This window comes from Pseudarthrobacter sp. YAF2, assembly GCF_052113345.1.
Lineage (GTDB): Bacteria > Actinomycetota > Actinomycetes > Actinomycetales > Micrococcaceae > Arthrobacter.
Map to the genome: position 1 here is coordinate 48,984 of NZ_JBFRDA010000002.1, position 18,221 is coordinate 67,204.

15 protein-coding genes are annotated in these 18,221 nt (G+C 66.7%); 6 read left to right on the top strand and 9 right to left on the bottom strand.

From position 1 onward, the window contains the following. Positions 1-2: 2 nt before the first annotated feature. The 3 genes from AB4Y79_RS02175 to mtrA form a co-directional block, all read right to left on the bottom strand. Entirely contained in the window at positions 3-1,718 is a 1,716-nt protein-coding gene (locus AB4Y79_RS02175) for an LpqB family beta-propeller domain-containing protein (RefSeq protein WP_441858378.1), read from the bottom strand. Next, positions 1,715-3,487: an MtrAB system histidine kinase MtrB gene (mtrB, locus tag AB4Y79_RS02180; protein WP_441858885.1), complete on the bottom strand. Its 1,773-nt coding sequence runs from the start codon at positions 3,485-3,487 to the stop codon at positions 1,715-1,717. Before mtrB ends, AB4Y79_RS02175 begins: the two co-directional genes overlap by 4 nt. A gap of 139 nt (positions 3,488-3,626) precedes the next feature. Continuing rightward, entirely contained in the window at positions 3,627-4,301 is a 675-nt protein-coding gene (gene mtrA / locus AB4Y79_RS02185; RefSeq protein WP_441858380.1) for an MtrAB system response regulator MtrA, read from the bottom strand. Positions 4,302-4,892: 591 nt separating this feature from the next. On the opposite strand from mtrA, the gene AB4Y79_RS02190 reads away from it, so the two are divergent. The 6 genes from AB4Y79_RS02190 to AB4Y79_RS02215 are packed head-to-tail and all read left to right on the top strand — an operon-like array spanning position 4,893 to position 10,814. Then, complete coding sequence (locus tag AB4Y79_RS02190) at positions 4,893-5,915, top strand: hypothetical protein (RefSeq protein ID WP_441858382.1); 1,023 nt, start codon at positions 4,893-4,895, stop codon at positions 5,913-5,915. Then, entirely contained in the window at positions 5,905-6,549 is a 645-nt protein-coding gene (locus AB4Y79_RS02195) for a DUF4129 domain-containing protein (RefSeq protein ID WP_441858384.1), read from the top strand. Before AB4Y79_RS02190 ends, AB4Y79_RS02195 begins: the two co-directional genes overlap by 11 nt. Continuing rightward, complete coding sequence (locus tag AB4Y79_RS02200) at positions 6,546-7,757, top strand: DUF4350 domain-containing protein (RefSeq protein ID WP_441858386.1); 1,212 nt, start codon at positions 6,546-6,548, stop codon at positions 7,755-7,757. The genes AB4Y79_RS02195 and AB4Y79_RS02200 overlap by 4 nt, the downstream gene beginning before the upstream one ends. Further along, positions 7,754-8,767 (top strand): AAA family ATPase, encoded by a 1,014-nt coding sequence (locus tag AB4Y79_RS02205; protein ID WP_441858388.1) that lies wholly within the window; start codon positions 7,754-7,756, stop codon positions 8,765-8,767. Before AB4Y79_RS02200 ends, AB4Y79_RS02205 begins: the two co-directional genes overlap by 4 nt. Further along, the gene (locus AB4Y79_RS02210; protein WP_441858390.1) at positions 8,767-10,059 is read left to right on the top strand and encodes a DUF58 domain-containing protein; all 1,293 of its coding nucleotides are present in this window, start codon (positions 8,767-8,769) and stop codon (positions 10,057-10,059) included. Before AB4Y79_RS02205 ends, AB4Y79_RS02210 begins: the two co-directional genes overlap by 1 nt. Before the next feature lie 41 nt (positions 10,060-10,100). Next, positions 10,101-10,814 (top strand): DUF4166 domain-containing protein, encoded by a 714-nt coding sequence (locus AB4Y79_RS02215; protein WP_441858392.1) that lies wholly within the window; start codon positions 10,101-10,103, stop codon positions 10,812-10,814. A 3-nt stretch (positions 10,815-10,817) separates the two neighbouring features. Here AB4Y79_RS02215 and AB4Y79_RS02220 read toward each other — a convergent pair whose 3' ends face one another. From AB4Y79_RS02220 to AB4Y79_RS02245, 6 genes are all read right to left on the bottom strand, one after another. Then, a complete protein-coding gene (locus AB4Y79_RS02220; protein WP_441858394.1) occupies positions 10,818-11,885 on the bottom strand; it encodes a hypothetical protein in 1,068 nt (355 codons plus the stop codon). Beyond that, positions 11,882-12,289, bottom strand: coding sequence for a chorismate mutase (locus tag AB4Y79_RS02225; RefSeq protein ID WP_308930477.1), 408 nt, complete (start codon positions 12,287-12,289; stop codon positions 11,882-11,884). The genes AB4Y79_RS02220 and AB4Y79_RS02225 overlap by 4 nt, the downstream gene beginning before the upstream one ends. A gap of 109 nt (positions 12,290-12,398) precedes the next feature. Then, entirely contained in the window at positions 12,399-14,114 is a 1,716-nt protein-coding gene (locus AB4Y79_RS02230) for an ABC transporter ATP-binding protein (protein ID WP_441858396.1), read from the bottom strand. Continuing rightward, on the bottom strand, positions 14,111-15,124 hold the full coding sequence (locus AB4Y79_RS02235; protein ID WP_441858398.1) for an ABC transporter permease: 1,014 nt from the start codon (positions 15,122-15,124) through the stop codon (positions 14,111-14,113). Before AB4Y79_RS02235 ends, AB4Y79_RS02230 begins: the two co-directional genes overlap by 4 nt. A 1-nt stretch (position 15,125) precedes the next feature. Beyond that, complete coding sequence (locus AB4Y79_RS02240; RefSeq protein WP_441858399.1) at positions 15,126-16,217, bottom strand: ABC transporter permease; 1,092 nt, start codon at positions 16,215-16,217, stop codon at positions 15,126-15,128. A 127-nt stretch (positions 16,218-16,344) separates the two neighbouring features. Then, entirely contained in the window at positions 16,345-17,979 is a 1,635-nt protein-coding gene (locus tag AB4Y79_RS02245; protein ID WP_441858401.1) for an ABC transporter substrate-binding protein, read from the bottom strand. Positions 17,980-18,221 lie beyond the last annotated feature (242 nt).

Genomic DNA, 18,221 nt, shown 5'->3' on the forward strand with positions numbered 1-18,221 from the left:
CTTCAGCCCGGGAACGAGGGATCGACCGGGCCCTTGATCTGCGGTGACCAGCCATTGCCCAGGCGCTGGAAAATCCCTTCCCCGGATTGCACGTAAATGTCATCGGCACCGTTGCCGGCACTGATGGACACCACACCCGGCCACGGGGCAAGCTGCTGCGGTTGCCCGGAGGTGAGGGACAGCAGCTCCGGCGTGACGTTTGAGCCCGCTGCCGCCTTCATCACGGCGATGGTGGTGCTGTTGACCCACACCCCCTGGTCCGGATTGGTGGCGGTGACCAGGGTGATGGGCGCCGTCAGTTCGCGTGGCGTGCCATCGCTGCCGCGGATCACGCCCGCCACCTGCACTTTGGATTTGCCGTTCTGTTCGGAGATCACCAGGGCGCGCACGCCGTCGCGCGAGATCCGGAATTCCTTCACCGTGTGGCCGGCAAGCCACGACGGTGCCAGTGTCACGGAAGGGACCGGGGCGCCTTCGGCCACTCCGCCGGGGCGGAACGCCACTACCTCGGTTGCCCCGGTGGCACCAGGGCCGGCCGTCCACACCCAGTCGTTAATACTGAAGGACGGACGGCTGAGGGTGCTCCGGGTGGTCAGGGCGCGGGCGGGCTGGCCCGGGGTGATGCTGTAGAGGGTGGTGCGTTCTTCATTGAGGAAAGCGGCAGCCTGGGAGACCGGCGATTCTGCGGGGAACCGGGGGTTGAGTGCGGACACCGGCTGCATGTCGGGCAACGGGGAAACCCGGTTGTTCTCGTACCGCACCAACTCGCCGCCACTGATGGCGATCTGGCGGGACGGCACTGTCTTTTCCAGTACCGGGGGAAGTACCGAACCGTTGTCTTCCACGCGCACCAGGTCCTGGTTGGCGCGCAGCTCCACATTGACCACATCGGGCTGGGTGCGGAACGTCAGGGTCAGCTGCATCTGCATGCGGAGCCGGTCTTCGGCTGACGTTTCCGTAAGCTCCTTTGCCGTCAAATCAACCTGGGCTGCTCCGGACACCACCGGCACCGATTCACGGGCCAGCTTGATCCCGGAAGGAAAGGCGCTGACGACGGCCCCGCGCAGGTAAGGAGCAGGGCCGGCCAGCAGGGCACTGGTCATGGCCTTGACCGTCTTGTTCTTCAGGAACCACCGCACGTCCGGGACCGCATAGGTGAACGTGGGGTCGTAGAAATAGATCGGGTAGGCGCCGTAAATCACCTTGAACGTTTCCTCGGCTATGGCGGTTCCGTCCGGGATCGCTGAGATCCGCCACTCGCCGTCCACCTGTGTCACGGTGACGGGAATCCGCTCCACGGTTCCCGGCGGTGACTGGGTGGCTATGCCGTCGGCGTCCACGGTGTAGGCAACATCGAGCTCATAGTTGTAGACGTTTTCGGCGCCTGTCGGCACGACCCGTGCCTCCCGGTACACCAGGGCCCGCTTATCGGGTTTCCAGGACACCGCCGATGCCTGGGTCAGGTACTGGCGGGCCACGGCATAGTCGTCCTCGTAGCCGCTGCCTGCCCGGTAGAAGTAGTCGATGATCGTCTCCGGCGCCGCGCCAGGTTGCGGCGCTGCAGGAAGGAACACCGGTGCGCTGACGTTTCCCGCGCTGCTTTCGCTGCTCTTCCCCACCGGGCCGGACGTGGGGATCCGGGCGCATCCTGGCAGGAGGACGATCAGCAGCGCCAGGAGTGCCGCCGGGTACTGCGCGTGGCGCCCTCGGCGCATCATGGTGTCTCCTCGGGTGCCCGGGACGGAGCGGGCCTGACGGTGTCTGTCTGCAGCACCAGCATGTTCTTGTTGTCCTGTTCTGCGGGAATGCTCCCTGGCGCCCCCGGAATGGTGACGTCCTTGGGCTCCAGCTGCACCGGAGACTCGGTGATCCCGTCCTCCTGGCGCAACGGCAGGGTCAGGCGGAAGTTTGCCCCGCTGCCTTTCCTGCCCCAGGCCTGCAGCCAGCCGTGGTGCAGTTTGGTGTCCTCCATGGCGATGGACAGGCCCAGTCCACTGCCTCCCGTCGTCCGGGCGCGGGCCGGATCCGCACGCCAGAACCTGTCGAAGACGCGGGCAGCCTCCGCCGGGTCCATCCCGATGCCGTGATCCCGCACGGAAACTCCAACGGCCGTATCGTTGGCCGCGACCGTCACCGTCACCGGCCTGCCCTCACCGTGTTCCACCGCATTGAGGATCAGGTTCCGCAAAATCCTGTCGATCCGGCGGGCATCCATTTCCACCACCATGGCGCCTTCGGGGGCGGCGAAGATGATTTCCGAACCGTACTCGGCCGCGACCGGCGCGGCGCCTTCGATGACGTGCGCAATGACCTGGAGCAGGTCCTCGGGTTCGGCGTCCAGCACTGCCACGCCGGCGTCGAAGCGGCTGATCTCAAGCAGGTCCGAGAGGAGGGACTGGAAACGCTCCACCTGGTTGTAGAGCAGTTCCGCCGAACGCTTGTTGATGGGGTCGAAATCGTCGCGCGCGTCGTACAGGACTTCGGCCGCCATGCGCACCGTGGTCAGGGGCGTGCGAAGCTCGTGCGAGACGTCGGAGACAAAGCGCTGCTGCATCTGTGAGAGGGTGGCCAGCTGGGTGATCTGCTCCTGCAGGCTGGCGGCCATGTGGTTGAAGGAGGCGCCGAGGCGGGCCACTTCGTCCTCGCCCCGGACCACCATGCGTTCCTGCAGTTGCCCGGCAGCCAGCTTCTCCGACACCATGGCGGCGTGGCTGACCGGGCTGACAACGTTGCGGGTGACGTACCAGGCGACGGCGCCGATCAGGAGCACCAGGACCGCGCCGCCCGCCCACAGGACGCTTTGGATCTCATTCAGCGTCTGCTGTGCCGTGTTCAGGTCGTAAATAAGGTAAAGCTCATAGACGGTGCCGTTGAAGGTCACCTTGTTTCCGACGGCGATTCCCGGCCGGTCCTCGGTACCCACCGGAATAACGGTGGACGCCCAAAACTGTTCCTTGCCCGATTCCTGCACTGCCTTGCGCAGGGCGGGCGGGATGACGCTGACGGTCAGCTGGTCAGAGGCGCGGGACTCCACCCAGCGGTTGCGGGGCTTGGTCTGGTTGGGCATTGCCTCAAAGACGTAGCGCCGCTGGATGACCGACCCCCTGCCCTCCACCGCGCTGAGCGTGTCCGAAACCAGGGTGATGACGCTGGACTGGTCGGTGACCTGCGCGCCGTCGAACGTGTCCTGCACCTGCTTGACGTTGTAGCGGGTCTCCGACTCCGCCTGGGTCAGCCGCTCCTGGAAGAGGTTGTTGGCAATCTGGTTGGACAGGTAGGCGCCAACCACGGCAAATGAGGTCACGACAAGCATCAACGTGGTCAGGACCGTCCGGAACTGCAAGGAACGGCGCCACCGCTTTTGCAGGGCCCGGCCGAGGTACCGGAGGCCGGGAAGGAGCCGCACCACACCGGTACGCACCAGCCTGAGCACGCGCAAGGCTACGATCAGGGCGCGCCGCTGCCAGATCCTTGCGCGGAACACCATGTGCGGCAGGCCCGGAGGTGAGGCTTCCGCAGGCCCGGACCGGCCTTCTTCGGCGCTGCCGTGCTGTCCGGCCCCTGCTGCCGGCGCCTCCTCGGAGGCCGCGACGCTCCGGTCAGGCCCCCCGTCCTGCGCGGCGGGGTCAGACCCCTGCTTTGTAGCCGACACCACGCACCGTCAAAACGACTTCCGGGGCTTCCGGGTCCTGCTCGATCTTGGACCGCAACCGCTGGACATGGACGTTGACCAGGCGGGTATCGGCGGCGTGCCGGTAGCCCCAGACCTGCTCCAGCAGCAGTTCCCGCGTGAAGACTTGCCAGGGCTTGCGGGCCAGTGCCACAAGGAGGTCGAATTCCAGCGGGGTCAGCGAGATCCGGTCGCCGCCCCTGCTGACGGTGTGGCCAGCGACGTCGATGGTGATGTCCGCGATGCGAAGGGTCTCGGGCGCCTTCTGGTCCCCGGGGCGGAGGCGGGCACGCACGCGCGCCACCAGTTCGGCCGGTTTGAAGGGCTTCGGCACGTAGTCGTCAGCGCCGGATTCGAGGCCGCGGACGACGTCGGAGGTATCTGATTTGGCGGTCAGCATGACGATGGGCACGTCGGACTCGGCACGGACCTGGCGGCAAACTTCAATACCGTCCATGCCGGGAAGCATGAGGTCAAGCAGGACCAGGTCCGGCCGCGAAGACCGGAAAACGTCCAATGCCTGGGCGCCGTCGGCGCAAAAGACCGGCTCGAAGCCGTCATTCCGGAGGACAATTCCAATCATCTCGGCCAGCGCTTCGTCATCATCTACAACCAGAATGCGTGCCTTCATAGTTATATATTCCCTTATCAGGATGGCTTTGTCCTGTTCAGCGGCTTCCGGCATGGCGGGGCACTAGGCCGTCCGACGCCGGAACTATAGTCTTGGGGTCATGCCCTGCGCTGCCCGCGGGCACCTTTCGACGGTGCAGCGCGCGGGCGGCAGGCGTACTGGTATTGGGGGAGGAAATCAGTGTCACCACAAGAGTCGGAGTCCGGAGAGCCCAGGCAGGAGCGGCCCGGCGATGGAGCTGACGACGGCGGATCAGCCGCCGGGGACAGCCGCGGCCCGGTGCTGCCAGGATGGCAGCAGCCGTGGGAACCACCGGCTGGCCGGCAACCACCGGCGGGGCAGCAGCCACCGGCCTGGGAGCATCCTCCGTCTTGGCAACAGCCGCCACAGTGGCAACAACACGGGCAACAGCCGGGCACCCCGCAGCACGGCAGCCCCTACCCCGGCCAACCCCCATATGGCACCCAACCCTATGGACCCCCCGGACACGGCGGGCCGTATAGCGGGTCTCCCTACTCCGGCGCGCCCTATGGCGCGCCGCCCTACGGTCAACCGCGCTACATCGCTCCCCCCAAGCCGGGCATCATTCCCTTGAGGCCGCTGATGTTCGGCGAAGTCCTGGACGGTTCGTTCCAGGCGATGCGACGCAATGCCAAGGCAATGGTGGGCGCCGGCCTCCTGACACAGGCCCTGGCAGCGATCATCACCGCAGTGGTCACGGCCGTGAGTGCATCGTCCGCCGTCTCCCTGAGCGAGTGGGCGCGCACTGCCACCCGCGGCGATGTAACTTCGATGGCCGTCGGGCTGATGGCCGGCGCCGCCGCGGTGACCATCCTGTCCGTGTTCCTGTCAGCCGTCCTCCAAGGCGCCATGGTGGTGCCCGTGGCCCGGTCCGTCCTGAACCGCCCTACCGGTTTCCGTCGGATGATGTCACTGGCACGGCCCAGGATCGGGGCATTGATCGGGCTGGCTGCACTGCTGGTCGCAGCGGGAATTGCGGCCATGGTGCTGCTGGCCGTCATCCTGGCGCTCTTCTTCTCCAACGTTCGTGGCGCCGCGTCCCTTTTTGCCCTGCCGCTGGTCCTGGGCTTCGTCGCAGTCTTCGCCTGGGTGGGAATCAAGCTCATGGTGGCACCGGCCGCCGTCGTCATTGAAGAACTTGGCGCTTTCGCCGGGCTTCGGCGTTCGTGGGAGCTCACCCGGGCCAACTGGTGGCGGATCCTTGGCATCACCCTGGTGGTGTCTATCCTGGTCGGTGTCATCAGCCAAGTGATCCTGATCCCGGTGAGCTTCCTGCCGGCAGTCCTGGCCGGCGTCGTCTCGCCACACGGCGGCAGCGGACAAGACGCCACGCTGGCCGTGGTCCTGGGCATTGTCACCGCTGTTGTGGGAGCTTTGGTCGGCGGGGTGGGCGTCGCTTTCCAAACGTCCGTCATGGCCTTGCTCTATATGGATTTGCGGATGCGCAAGGACGGCCTCGACATCACCTTGCTGCGCCAGGCGGAGACCGGGGCGGATCCTGACGGCATCCCGGGCCGGGAGCCCCGGCCAGGCGCCGACGCTCCGTACCCCGGGCACGGCGAGGCGCCGGGAGCCTGGCCTTATGGCCGCTGAGCCTCCGGTGCTTCCCGGCGCCGAAGAGGCACGGCGGTGGGCGGCTGAGGAGCTGGCCAAACCGGAATACCGGGAGGCCGCCCCGTCCTTGCTTGACACCCTGTGGCGGAACTTCCTGGACTGGCTGCAATCCCTGGACGGCTCGCGCGGGGATGCACCGTCGGTCCCCGCGATCGCCATCGCCGTCGTCATTGCCGCGATCATCGCGGTCTCCATCATCCTCGCGCGCCCCCGCCTGAACGCCCGCACCCGGCAGGCCGAGGGCGTCTTTGAACAGGAAGCCCCGCTGGCAGCCGCGGACTACCGTGCCCGCGCCGAAGCTGCGGCCGCGGCGGGAAACTGGGGGGACGCCGTCGTCGACCGCTTCCGCGCCGTGGTCCGCAACGCCGAACACCGCATGGTGCTGGACCCTCAACCCGGCAGGACGGCAGACGAAGTGGCGCGGGCCCTGTCCGTCCAGTTCGCGGCCGAAGCCAGGCCCCTGAAGTGGGCAGCGTCCACCTTTGACGGGATCCGCTACGGAAACCGGCCGGCGGGCAGCGGGCAGTACCAGGAAATGGCGGGACTCGATACCAGGCTGGAGGCCGTGAAGCCCGCATCCTCCGCTTCCACCGGAACGGTACCCTTGCCATGACCAGGTTGCCAACGGCGGGCGCCGGCCGCCGAAACGCCCCGGGAGCGGGGATTGCCACCGCGAAGGGTCCGCGGCGCCGCAGACCCTTCGCGTGGATCCGGAACCACCGTGGCCTGGCGGCCGCGGCCCTGGTGGCCGTTGCCGCGCTGGCACTCATCATCGGAACGCAACTGGCACCCAAGGGCGACACCGTTCCCCTCTCCGTCCACAATGCAGGACCCAACGGCGGCAAGGCGCTGGGTCAAATCCTCGGCCGCCATGGCGTGAACATCCACACCCCGGGCCGCTTCGATGCGGCGCTGGCCGACCTCCGGTCAAGCTCCTCCCCCACACTCCTGATCTACGACAGGAACGGCATCCTTGGTAAGCCCCAGCTTTCGGCCCTGGTGGCGGCGGCGGACCACGTGGTAGTCATCTCCCCCAGGCTGGACACCCTCGCCGCCCTTGACAACGGCATCCATCAGGCCGGCGTTGTGCCCGACGCCATCCCTGTCCTGGACCCGAGGTGCAGCCAGGCCGACGCCAACGCCGCGGGCCAGGTAACCGGCCAGGGTGGATTCGTTTACGACGGCGGCACCACCTGTTACCGGGCAGCGGGAACCGCCGGGATGCTCGCCATCAGCGGGGACCGGCGGACGGCGGTGCTGGGAAGTGCGGCCGTCCTGGCCAACGACAAGCTCGACGACCTGGGAAACGCTGCGCTGGCGGTCAGGCTGCTCGGCGCTTCCTCGGACCTCGTTTGGTACCTGCCATCGCTGGAGGACGTTACGGTGACAGGCCACGGGAAGACCCTGGATGACCTGGCCCCGGGTTGGGCCCGGTTCCTGGGGCCCTGGCTGCTCCTGGTGGCAGTGACGGCAATCGTGTGGCGCGGCCGCAGGCATGGGCCTTTGGTATTCGAGCCGCTGCCGGTGGTGGTCAAAGCCGTTGAGACCGCGGAAGGACGCGCCAGGCTCTACCAGGACTCACGTGCCATAGACCAGGCCCGGGACAACCTGCGGGCCGGTATGCTGGCGCGGCTTTCCGCCAAACTCCGGCTGGGCCCCGGCGCCGGCGCCGAGGACGTCGTAGCCTCCGCGGCCCGGCTCCTGGGCAGGGACGCCGCGGCCGTTCGCACGCTCGTGAACGAACGCCCCGCAACCGAAGCCCGCCTGGTGGCCTGGTCACAGGCCATGGACAAACTCGAGAAAGAGGTCATGACCCAATGAGCGAACACAGCAGCGGCCCGCAGGTCCTTAATTCGTTGGGCGGCGGCAATTCAGTGGACGACGACGCACCGAGGCAGGCGCTCCTCGCTGTCCGCCACGAGGTGGCAAAGGCGGTGGTGGGGCAGGACGCAACTGTCACGGGCCTCCTGATCGCCTTGCTTTCGCAGGGGCACGTGCTGCTGGAAGGCGTTCCGGGCGTCGCCAAGACCCTGATGGTCCGGGCGTTGTCCTCGGCCTTGAGCCTGGACACCAAACGCGTGCAGTTCACGCCGGACCTGATGCCGGGCGACGTCACCGGCTCGCTGGTCTACGACGCCCACACGTCCGAATTCAGCTTCCGGGAGGGGCCGGTGTTCACCAATCTCCTGCTCGCGGACGAGATCAACCGGACGCCACCCAAGACCCAGGCCTCGCTCCTTGAAGCCATGGAGGAGCGGCAGGTGTCCGTGGACGGCCGCGCCCGGCAACTGCCGGCACCGTTCCTGGTGGCCGCCACCCAGAATCCGGTGGAGTACGAGGGGACTTATCCCCTGCCCGAGGCGCAGCTGGACCGGTTCCTGCTCAAGCTCAGCATGCCGCTGCCGCAGCGCCAGGACGAAATCGAGGTCATCCGGCGCCACGCGGCCGGGTTCGATCCCCGCGACCTCGCTGCCGCGGGCGTGCAGGCGGTGGCCGGTGCGGAGGACCTCGAACGGGCCCGCGAGGCAGTTGCCCGGGTGGCTGTCGAACCGGAAATCATCGGCTACATTGTGGACCTTGTTCGGGCCACGCGGAGCGCCCCGTCATTCCACCTGGGGGTCTCCCCGCGTGGTGCCACCGCCCTGCTCAACACGTCAAGATCCTGGGCGTGGCTCTCCGGCCGCCCCTTCGTCACCCCCGATGACGTCAAAGCACTCGCACTGCCCTGCCTGCGCCACCGGGTGGCGCTGCAACCTGAGGCGCAGATGGACGGGGTCCGGGTGGATGATGTCCTGGGCAGCATCCTGGCGTCGGTTCCCGTTCCCCGCTGATGGCCATCTCGGGGCGCTTCGTAGCGGTGGTGCTGCTTGGCCTTGTCCCGGTCCTGCTGGTTCCGGGCTGGTTGACCGTCCTGGCCACCCTCGCCGTGCTGGCGGCACTGCTATGTACCGACCTGTTGTTCGCCGGGTCGTTGCGGCGGGTCAGTCTGGTGCGCCCGGCGCCTGGGAACGTGACGCTCAACAACCAGGTGGAGGCGGTGTTCACGGTAAGCAATGACGGCAGCCGGCCGCTGCGGGGATCGGCCAGGGACGGTTGGCAACCGTCCGCCGGCGCCCGGAACCCGGTCCAGGAGATCGACGTGCCTGCAGGCGAAAGCCGGCGGTACACGTTCCGGCTTCGACCCGTCCGGCGCGGGGACCTCACAACGCGGCACGTAACCATCCGTTCCTTTGGCCCGCTCCGCCTCGCAGCCCGCCAGCGCACCATCGAGTGCCCCGGCTCGCTGCGGGTCCTGCCGCCCTTCCATTCCCGGCGGCACTTGCCCTCGAAACTGAGGAAGCTGCGCGAACTCGACGGCAAGGCCGCCGTCCAGATCCGCGGCGCCGGCACCGAGTTCGACTCCCTGCGCGATTACGTCCGGGGCGACGACGTCCGCTCGATCGACTGGCGCGCCACCGCCCGCCGCTCCGCGGTGGTGGTCCGCACCTGGCGCCCAGAACGGGACAGACGGGTGGTCATGGTCCTTGATACCTCCCGGACGTCCGCCGCGAGGATCGGCGATGAAACCCGCCTGGACACCGGAATGGAGGCTGGGCTGCTGTTGGGCGTCCTGGCCGAACGGGGCGGCGACCGGGTGGACTTTGTCGCGTTCGACCGGCGGACCAGGGCACGCGCCGCGTCCGCCGGGCAGGGAAACATCCTGGGCAGGCTGGTGCAGGCCATGGCCCCGCTGGAAGCCGAGCTGATCGAGATGGACTGGCCGGCGGTCCCGGCGCAGGTCCGGGCCCTCTCGGCGCATCGGTCCCTCGTGGTCCTGCTGACTTCACTGGACGGCGGTGCGCCGGAGGAGGGCCTGCTCCCGGCCGCCGAACGGCTGGCAAGCCAGCACGTCGTGGTGGTGGCCGCCGTCCGCGACCCGCAGCTGGGCACAATGCTCCGCGAGCGCAACGATGCCACCGGCGTGTTCCGGGCGGCTGCCGCGGAGCGCGCCCTCCTGCAGCGCGCAGCCCTGACCGCCGAGCTGCGGCGTTACGGAGTGGAAGTGGTGGACGCTGAACCCCATGAACTGCCGCCCCGGCTCGCGGACATGTACATCCGGCTCAAAGCTGCCGGTAGATTGTGAAACCGGCGGCAGCCGTCCGCCATATGCAACAGGAGGTCACCATGAGCGTCCCGATCTACCAGCAGGCCCTGGGCGCAGAGTTCTCCCGCCTGCAGCCCGAACTGCAGGAGTATTTCTCGCTGGCCCCGGGATCAGGCCAGTACGGCGTGGGCGAAGGAACGTTCGACGTCGTGGGCTGCCGCCAGCGGTGGCTGCGCCCTTTGCTGCGGCTCACCAGCGGGGAAGAGGCTTTCTTTCCCGAATACGGTGAAAACGTACCGTTCCGGATCGAGAACCATGCGCACCAGGATCCGTTTGGCCGTTCCAGCCTGACTGCACGCCGCGAAATCCGCTTCCCGCGGAGTACCCGGCTCTTCCAGGACACCACGAGCGTCACCACACGCGGCGGCGGCGCCCAGCTGGTGGATTACGTTGGCCGGTACCGGCGGCTCGTGACGGACCTGAACTTGAGCGTCACCCCGGAAGGAAGGTTGCGCGGCGTATCGGAGGCTTCGCGGCTCTTCCTCGGGCCGCTCCGGGTGCCCCTCCCCCGGGCCCTGGACGCGAAAGCCTACGCGGAACAATGGTGGGACCCGGCCGAAGGCCCCGATGGGAGGCACCGGATCCAGGTGAAAGTGATCCAGCCGCAGATCGGTCTGGTCCTGGTGTATGCGGGGGCTTTCGACTACCGGCTCCGTCCCTACTCCGGCGGCAGCTCCGCCCAGAGCTTCCTCCCCCGCTACGCCCAGCCGGACCGCTGGGAGAACAGGGTCTGAAATTTACCCCAGCACCCGCTGGTTGAGCCCGTCCGCCACCTGGGTTAGCCTGCCCAGGACTGCAGTTGCCTGCGCCGGGGTGTGTCCTGCCAGTCCCGCGGAGGGCGTGACCCGGACAGTGCTGAGCAGCTGGGCCGGGAGGCCCAGCTGGCGCCAGGGACGCCATATCGATTCCACGCAATCTTCCACCCGCGGGAGCGTGCCGCCGGATACCTCCAGTGCGCCGGCCCAGAATTGCTTACCGGCTTCAACGGCCCCGGCGAGCTGTTCCCATTGCCTGTTGGTCAGGGCCTTCAAAGGCAAGGCAATCCCGTCGGCCCCCGCGGAGAGGGCCAGCTCGATCGGTGCTTCGATTTCGGGTACGGACACCACGACGTCGGCGGCTCCGGCTGCGCGGAGGGCGTCCAGGACCAGGCGCCAGGCCTCGCGTGCTTCGGAGGCGGCGACGGCCCGGAGGGTCCGGTACCCGCTGGCGGTGGGAATTGTCCCGGCCAGCACGGCCGCAATCGCCGGCTCATCGACCTGGACCACCAGGCGGGCCCCCGGTACTGCAGCGGCAACCCGGCCAAGGTAGCCGCCCACCCCGGCGGCCAAGGAGGCAGCGACGTCCCGGCGGGCACCATGGTCCAGCAAGGCGCGTTCCCCGTTGTGCAGGTATAAACCGGCGGCGAGGGTGAGCGGCCCCACCAGCTGGATCTTCAGTTCCCGGGCCGATACGTCTTCGGCCCCGGCCACGTCGGCCAGGACGTTCAGGTCGGTGGACAGTGCCGAGGCTGCCCGCCGCATGTCCTTGCCGGGACGGTCAACCAGCCGCCATCCGTGAGGCTGGACGTCCACCGCCAGTTCCTCGAGGAGCGATGCAGTGCGGCCCAGGGCGTCGGATCCAACGCCGCGGTCCGGCAGTTCGGCCAGGAAAGGCAGGTGGGGGCTGCCAAGCTCGCCCCGGATGATCCGGGCGGCTTCGACCGGATCATCGCCGGGCCACGGCCCCAGGCCGGTGGCCGTGACTTCCTGCGGCGGAGCAACGGCCGCCTGCGGGCCCGGTCCTGGTTGGTGCTGCTCCCGGCTCACGCCAGTGCTGAGGTGTGGGGGTTGGCCTCCGCCGAAGCCTGGTGGTCCTCGGCGATGGCCTCGTGGTGGCGGATGACCTCGCCGATGATGAAGTTAAGGAACTTTTCCGCGAAGGCCGGATCGAGGTGGGCGTCCTCGGCGAGGCGCCGCAGCCGTGCGATCTGGGCGGCTTCACGTCCGGGGTCGCCTGCGGGCAACCGGTGTGCGGCCTTCAGGAAGCCCACCTTTTGCGTGGCTTTGAAACGTTCGGCCAGCAGGTACACCAAGGTGGCATCGATGTTGTCGATGCTGGAACGGATGGACAGCAGTTCAGCCATCACCGAATTATCCACGTGGCCTGCCAGCGAACTGGCGGATGGATCAAAATCGTCGGAGCCGGGAGAGCTGGGGTTGTGCTGCGTCATGGTCCCAGTCTAGGGGAGCCGATGGAATCGACGCGGGTGTGAAGCGCCGGTGCCGGCTGACTGCCGGCACCGGCGCCTCCAGTTCCGCCCGTAACTGCGCGGGGCAGGTTCAGATGCCCAGCAGTGCCCGGTGTTCCTCCCGGCGCTTGGCCTGTTCCGCCGGGTCCGGCACCGGCAGGGAGGCAATCAAGCGGCGTGTGTAGTCATGTTGGGGGTTGCCCATGACCTGGCTGCCGATCCCCTGCTCCACCAGCTTGCCCTTGTACAGCACGCCCACCCAGGAGGACAGGATGTCCACCACGGCAAGGTCGTGGCTGATGAACAGGCAGCCGAAGCCAAACTCCTCCTGGATATCCTTGAACAGTTCCAGGACCTTCGCCTGTACTGAAACGTCCAGGGCCGACGTCGGCTCATCCGCAATCAGCAGCCGCGGGTTCAGGCTCAGGGCCCGGGCCAGTGACGCCCGCTGCCGCTGACCGCCGGAGAGTTCGTGCGGGTACCTGCCCGCGTACGACGCCGGCAGCTGCACCGATTCCAGCAGCTCGCTGACGCGCTTGCGGGCCTGGGCCTCGCTTGGCCGGGTGTGGATCAGCATGGGCTCCGCGATGCACTCACCGATGGTCAGTTGCGGGTTGAAGGAAGCGGCCGGATCCTGGAAGACGAACCCGATGTCCTTGCGGAGCGGTTTGAACGTGCGTTCGCGAAGGTTCAGCATTTCGTAGCCCAGAACCTTCAGGCTGCCGCCGGTGGTTCGGTTCAGCCCGGCGATGGCGCGCCCGATGGTTGTCTTGCCGGATCCTGATTCTCCTACGAGGCCGAACACCTCGCCCCTGGACAGGGTGAAGCTGACGCCGTCCACCGCCTTGAAGGCGGGGGTTCCCAGCCGTCCCGGGTACTCGATCACCAGGTTGTCGGCGGACACCAGCACTTCCCCGTCCTGGTGCGGACGTATGGTGAGGCCGGCCGACGCCGAGTTGCGGCCCAGGTGCGGCACGGCAGCGAGGAGGTTGCGGGTGTAGTCCTGGCGGGGTTCAGCGAACAACGTCTTTGCCGTGGCTTCTTCAACGATGTCGCCCCGGTACATCACCACCACCCTGTCGGCGAGATCGGCAACCACGCCCATGTTGTGGGTGATCAGGACAATCGAGGTGCCGTACTTGTCCCGCAGGTCCCGGAGCAGTTCGAGGATTTCCGCCTGGACTGTTACATCCAGGGCCGTGGTGGGTTCGTCAGCAACGATGAGGCCGGGATTCAGCGCCAGGGCTGCTGCGATCACCACACGCTGCTTTTGCCCGCCGGAGAATTGGTGCGGGTAGTAGTTGACGCGGCGTTCCGGGTCCGGGATCCCCACCTTGCGCAGGGCTTCGATGGCCCGTTCCTTGGCTTCCTTCTTTGACACGCGCCCGCTGCCGTCTGCCCCGGCGTGGGCCCGGATGCCTTCGGCGATCTGCCATCCCACGGTGAACACAGGGTTCAAGGCGGTGGAGGGTTCCTGGAAGACCATGGCCACATCGCGGCCGCGGATCTGGCGGAGCCGCCCGGGGCTGAGGCTGATGACATTGGTGCCGTTGATCAGCACCGCGCCGGAACTCACAGCCGTTTCCGGAAGCAGGCCCAGGATGGTTTTGGCGGTGACAGTCTTGCCGGAGCCGGATTCACCCACGATGGCCAGTACCTCGCCGGCCCGGACTTCCAGGTTCACATCCTTGACGGCATGGACGTCGCCGCCGTCCGTCGCGAAGGTGACCTGCAGGTGGTCGATCTCCAGGACCGTTTTGCGGCCCTGTTCCGTGTGGTCCGAAACGGACCCTATGTTTTCGGTCACGGGTTGCTCAATTCTGTTTCGGTGCCGGGTCCAACTGAAGCCGCCGCTGCTTTCCGGTTGATCCGCTTCCGCCCGCGGAGGCGCGGATCGTTGAGGTCGTTGATGCTTTCGCCCACGAGCGTCAGCCCCAGCACGGTCCAGACGATGGCCAGGCCTGGGAACAGACCCGTCCACCAGATGCCGGACGTGGTGTCGGCGAGCGCCTTGTTCAGGTCAAAGCCCCATTCCGCCGCTGAGCTCGGCTCGATGCCGAAACCCAGGAAGCCCAGCCCGGCAAGCGTCAGGATGGATTCGGACGCGTTGAGCGTGAAGATCAGCGGCAGCGTGCGGGTGGCGTTGCGGTAGATGTGCCGGGTCATGATCCGGATGTTGGAGGCGCCCACCACCTTGGCCGATTCGACGAAGGGTTCTGCCTTCAGCCGGATGGTTTCGGCCCGGATCACCCTGAAGTACTGCGGGATGAACACGACGGTGATGGAGATGGCGGCAGCCAGGATCCCGCCCAGCAGGCTGGACTGGCCGCCGCTGATGACGATGGCCATGACGATTGCGACCAGCAGGGACGGAAAGGCGTAAATCGCATCGGCGACCACCACCAGGATGCGGTCCAGCCAGCCGCCGATGTAGCCGCTCACCAGGCCAAGGATGACGCCGGCGAAGATGGAGAGGATCACGGCAACGATGATGACCAGCAGCGCCGTCTGGGTGCCCCAGATGACCCGCGAGAGGACGTCATAACCGCCGACGGTGGTGCCCAAAAGGTGCTTGCCGCCGGGGGCCTGCTGGGTGGGGAAGCTGCCGTCGGCATCCGAGAGCTGGGCGAAGCCGTACGGGGCCAGCAGCGGAGCGGTCAGCGCGGTCAGCAGGAAGACGCCGGTGAGGACCATGCCTACGACCAGCATGAAGCGCTGCAGTCCGACGCTCTTGTTGAAATGGGAAACAACCGGCAGCCGCCGGAAGAAGGGTGCCCGCGGGTTGGCCACGGGTTCCAGGGTGGTCTCGGCAGTCATGTCAGTACCTCACGCGTGGGTCGATCAACGCGGCGACGATGTCCACGATGAAGTTGGTGACGGCGACGATGACGGCCAGCAGCACCACGATGCCCTGGACGGCGACGAAGTCGCGCGCCGTGAGGTAGTTGGCCAGCTGGAATCCGAGGCCTTTCCACTCAAAGGTTGTTTCGGTGAGCACGGCGCCGCCGAGCATCACGGCGATCTGCAGTCCCATGACCGTGATGATCGGGATCAGGGCAGGCTTGTACGCATGCTTGGTGACCAGCCGGAACTCACTGACGCCGCGTGAACGGCCGGCCTCGACGTAGTCCTTCCCGAGGGTGCCGATCACGTTGGTGCGGACCAGCCGCAGGAAGATTCCTGCTGTCAGGAGGCCCAAGGCCAGCGCCGGGAGGACCGCATGGGACATCACGTCGCTGAAGGCTGCCGAGTTTCCACTGCGCAGGGCGTCGAGCCAGTAGATGCCGGTGGGCGCTCCCAGGGCAGTGAGCGACAGTTCCGTCCGCGTCCCGGCGCGGCCGGCGACCGGGAGCCAGTGCAGCCAGACCGAAAACACCAGCTTGAGCAGCATGCCTGCAAAGAACACCGGGGTGGCGTAGAAGAGGATCGCCAGGATCCGCAGCACGGCGTCCGGCAGATGGTCGCGCCGGTGGGCCGCAATCATGCCCAGCGGGATACCCACCAGCAGCGCGACGATGATGGCGTTGATGGCAAGTTCCAGGGTGGCGGAGCCGTAGGTGGTCAGCATCTCGCTGACCTTGCGGTTGTCCGAGAGCGTGGTGCCGAAGTTACCCGTGACGAGCTGCCCCAGGTACTCGAAATACTGCACGAACAGCGGCCGGTCGTAGCCGGCGGCGTGGATGCGTTCCTGCAACTGTTCCGGAGGCAGGCGGCCGCCCATGGCGGCGGTGATGGGGTCGCCGGTGATCCGCATGAGGAAAAACACCAAGGTGACGAGGATGAGGATGGTAGGGAAGATCAGCAGGAAGCGGACCAGGATGTACTGGCCCAGCCCTCCCCCTGCAGATTTTTTCGTGGACGGAAGGAGCGCGTCGGCATCACTGGGCGGCGCGTCAATCAAAGTTGTCATCGGTACCTGGATTCGTGGTGACCGGGAGCCAGCATTCCCCTCGTTGCTGACTGATGACCGGCAAAAGGCGGGACACCATTGCGGCGTCCCGCCTCCGGCCCGTCAGAGCCCGATGGGGGTGGACTGCTTACTTGGACAGCACGCCAAGGCGTGTCTTGAAGGAGGGGTCAAGGGTCTTCTCAACACCCTTAACGTCAGCCCCCGCCACCAGGAGCTGCGAACCCTGCAGGAGCGGCAGGGTGGAGAGATCCTTCGCCACTGCCGTCTGGGCATCGCCGATCAGCTTCTGGCGTTCGGTCTTGTCCGGTGTGGTCAGCTGCTTCTGGATCAGGTCCGTGACAGTCGGGTTCTCATAGTGGTTCTTGAGGAAGTTGCCGGGAATGAAGAATGGCGTGAGGTAGTTGTCCGCATCCGAGTAGTCCGGGAACCAGCCGAGCTGGTAAACGGGGTACGCGTCAGAGGTGCGCGCCTTGGAGTACGTCACCCATTCGGTGGACTGCAGGTCCACGGTGAACAGGCCGGACTTCTCCAGCTGTTCCTTGACCATGGCGTATTCGTCGCCCGAGGACTTGCCGTAGTGGTCCGGGTTGTACTGCAGCTTCACGGTGACCGGACCGGTGATCCCGGCGTCGCTGAGGACCTTCTTTGCCTTATCCAGGCTCGGCTTGCCGCTGCCGTCCCCGTACAGGTCCTTCATGGGCTGGATTGCGCCGGGCAGTCCGTCCGCCACCACCGAGTAGGCGGGAACATAGGTTCCCTTGTACACCTGGTCCGAGATGGCCTGCCGGTCAACTATGTCCGCCATGGCCTGGCGAACGGCCAGGGCCTTGGCGGGATTGGCTTCGGGAGTCTTGGCGCCGAACGGCATGGTGTCGAAGTTGAAGACGATGTAGCGCAGCTCGCCACCCGGGCCCTTGTAGACCTTGACCTTGGAGTCCTTTCCAAGGTCTGCGGCGTCCGTGGCGGTGAGGCTGCGGCCGGCAACGTCGATGTTGCCGCCCTGGACGTCCAACTTCAGGTTGTTGGAGTCCGCGTAGTACTTGATCACGGCGTTGTCGTTGGAAGGCTTGCCCAGCAGCCCGCTGTAGTCAGGATTGCTCTTGAGGCTGACGAGTTCATTCTTTTTGTAGGAATCGATGGTGTAGGGACCAGCGAAGGGCTTGGCCGCAACGATGTCCTCATCGCTCATCACCTTGTCGGCCGGGAACACTTCCTCATCCACGATCGGACCGGTGTTGGTGCCCAGGACGCTGGGGAAGACCTGGTCGTTGCCGGCCTTGAGGGTGAACACCACGGTGGTGTCGTCCTTCGCTTCAACCGACTTGAGGTTGGACAGCAGCGATGCGGGACCGTTGGGGTCATTGATCTTGATGACGCGGTCGTAGGAGAACTTCACGTCCGAGGCAGTCAGCGCGTGGCCGTTGGCGAACTTCAGGTTGGGCTTGAGCTTCACAGTGAACTCGGTGGGCGAGGTGAAGGACGCGGACTCAGCGATGTCCGGGCTGACCTCGGCCGAACCGGGCTTGGAGTTCATCAGGAAGGGGTAGACCTGGTTCATCACCAGGAAGGAGCCTGCGTCGTAGGACCCGGCGGGGTCGAGGGTTACGACCTTGTCCGTGGTTCCGAAGGTAATGGCACCGCCGCCGGCACTGCCGGTGGACGTTCCCCCGCCGCCGGAGGGCCCTGTGCAGGCTGTCAGGGCCAGGGCGGAGATGCCTGCCAGCGCGATGGCGCGGTGCAGGGCCGTTGTGCTCTTGATCATCTGTGAACTTCTTTCCGATGAGTACGCGCACGCCCGCGGTCACAGGTTGATAGCCCCAAACGCCGGCGTGCAGTGCTGATCCCTAGATTCAATCAGAGAGTCAGCCCTCAAGACGGCCTTTTCTGTGAGTTGCAACACAATATTTTCCCAATAGTTACCGGGCGGTGCGCAGCGGAAACGTGTACGGCAGGCACCCCGGGTACAGCAAAGTACCGCCACGGCGAAACCGTGGCGGTACTGGG

Coding starts and splice junctions, on each gene's coding strand:
- AB4Y79_RS02205 (WP_441858388.1), top strand. CDS start 7,754: ATGAGCGAACACAGCAGCGGCCCGCAGGTCCTTAATTCGTTGGGCGGC.
- AB4Y79_RS02215 (WP_441858392.1), top strand. CDS start 10,101: ATGAGCGTCCCGATCTACCAGCAGGCCCTGGGCGCAGAGTTCTCCCGC.
- AB4Y79_RS02200 (WP_441858386.1), top strand. CDS start 6,546: ATGACCAGGTTGCCAACGGCGGGCGCCGGCCGCCGAAACGCCCCGGGA.
- AB4Y79_RS02225 (WP_308930477.1), bottom strand. CDS start 12,289: ATGACGCAGCACAACCCCAGCTCTCCCGGCTCCGACGATTTTGATCCA.
- AB4Y79_RS02210 (WP_441858390.1), top strand. CDS start 8,767: ATGGCCATCTCGGGGCGCTTCGTAGCGGTGGTGCTGCTTGGCCTTGTC.
- AB4Y79_RS02195 (WP_441858384.1), top strand. CDS start 5,905: ATGGCCGCTGAGCCTCCGGTGCTTCCCGGCGCCGAAGAGGCACGGCGG.
- mtrB (WP_441858885.1), bottom strand. CDS start 3,487: ATGGTGTTCCGCGCAAGGATCTGGCAGCGGCGCGCCCTGATCGTAGCC.
- AB4Y79_RS02245 (WP_441858401.1), bottom strand. CDS start 17,979: ATGATCAAGAGCACAACGGCCCTGCACCGCGCCATCGCGCTGGCAGGC.
- mtrA (WP_441858380.1), bottom strand. CDS start 4,301: ATGAAGGCACGCATTCTGGTTGTAGATGATGACGAAGCGCTGGCCGAG.
- AB4Y79_RS02175 (WP_441858378.1), bottom strand. CDS start 1,718: ATGATGCGCCGAGGGCGCCACGCGCAGTACCCGGCGGCACTCCTGGCG.
- AB4Y79_RS02235 (WP_441858398.1), bottom strand. CDS start 15,124: ATGACTGCCGAGACCACCCTGGAACCCGTGGCCAACCCGCGGGCACCC.
- AB4Y79_RS02240 (WP_441858399.1), bottom strand. CDS start 16,217: ATGACAACTTTGATTGACGCGCCGCCCAGTGATGCCGACGCGCTCCTT.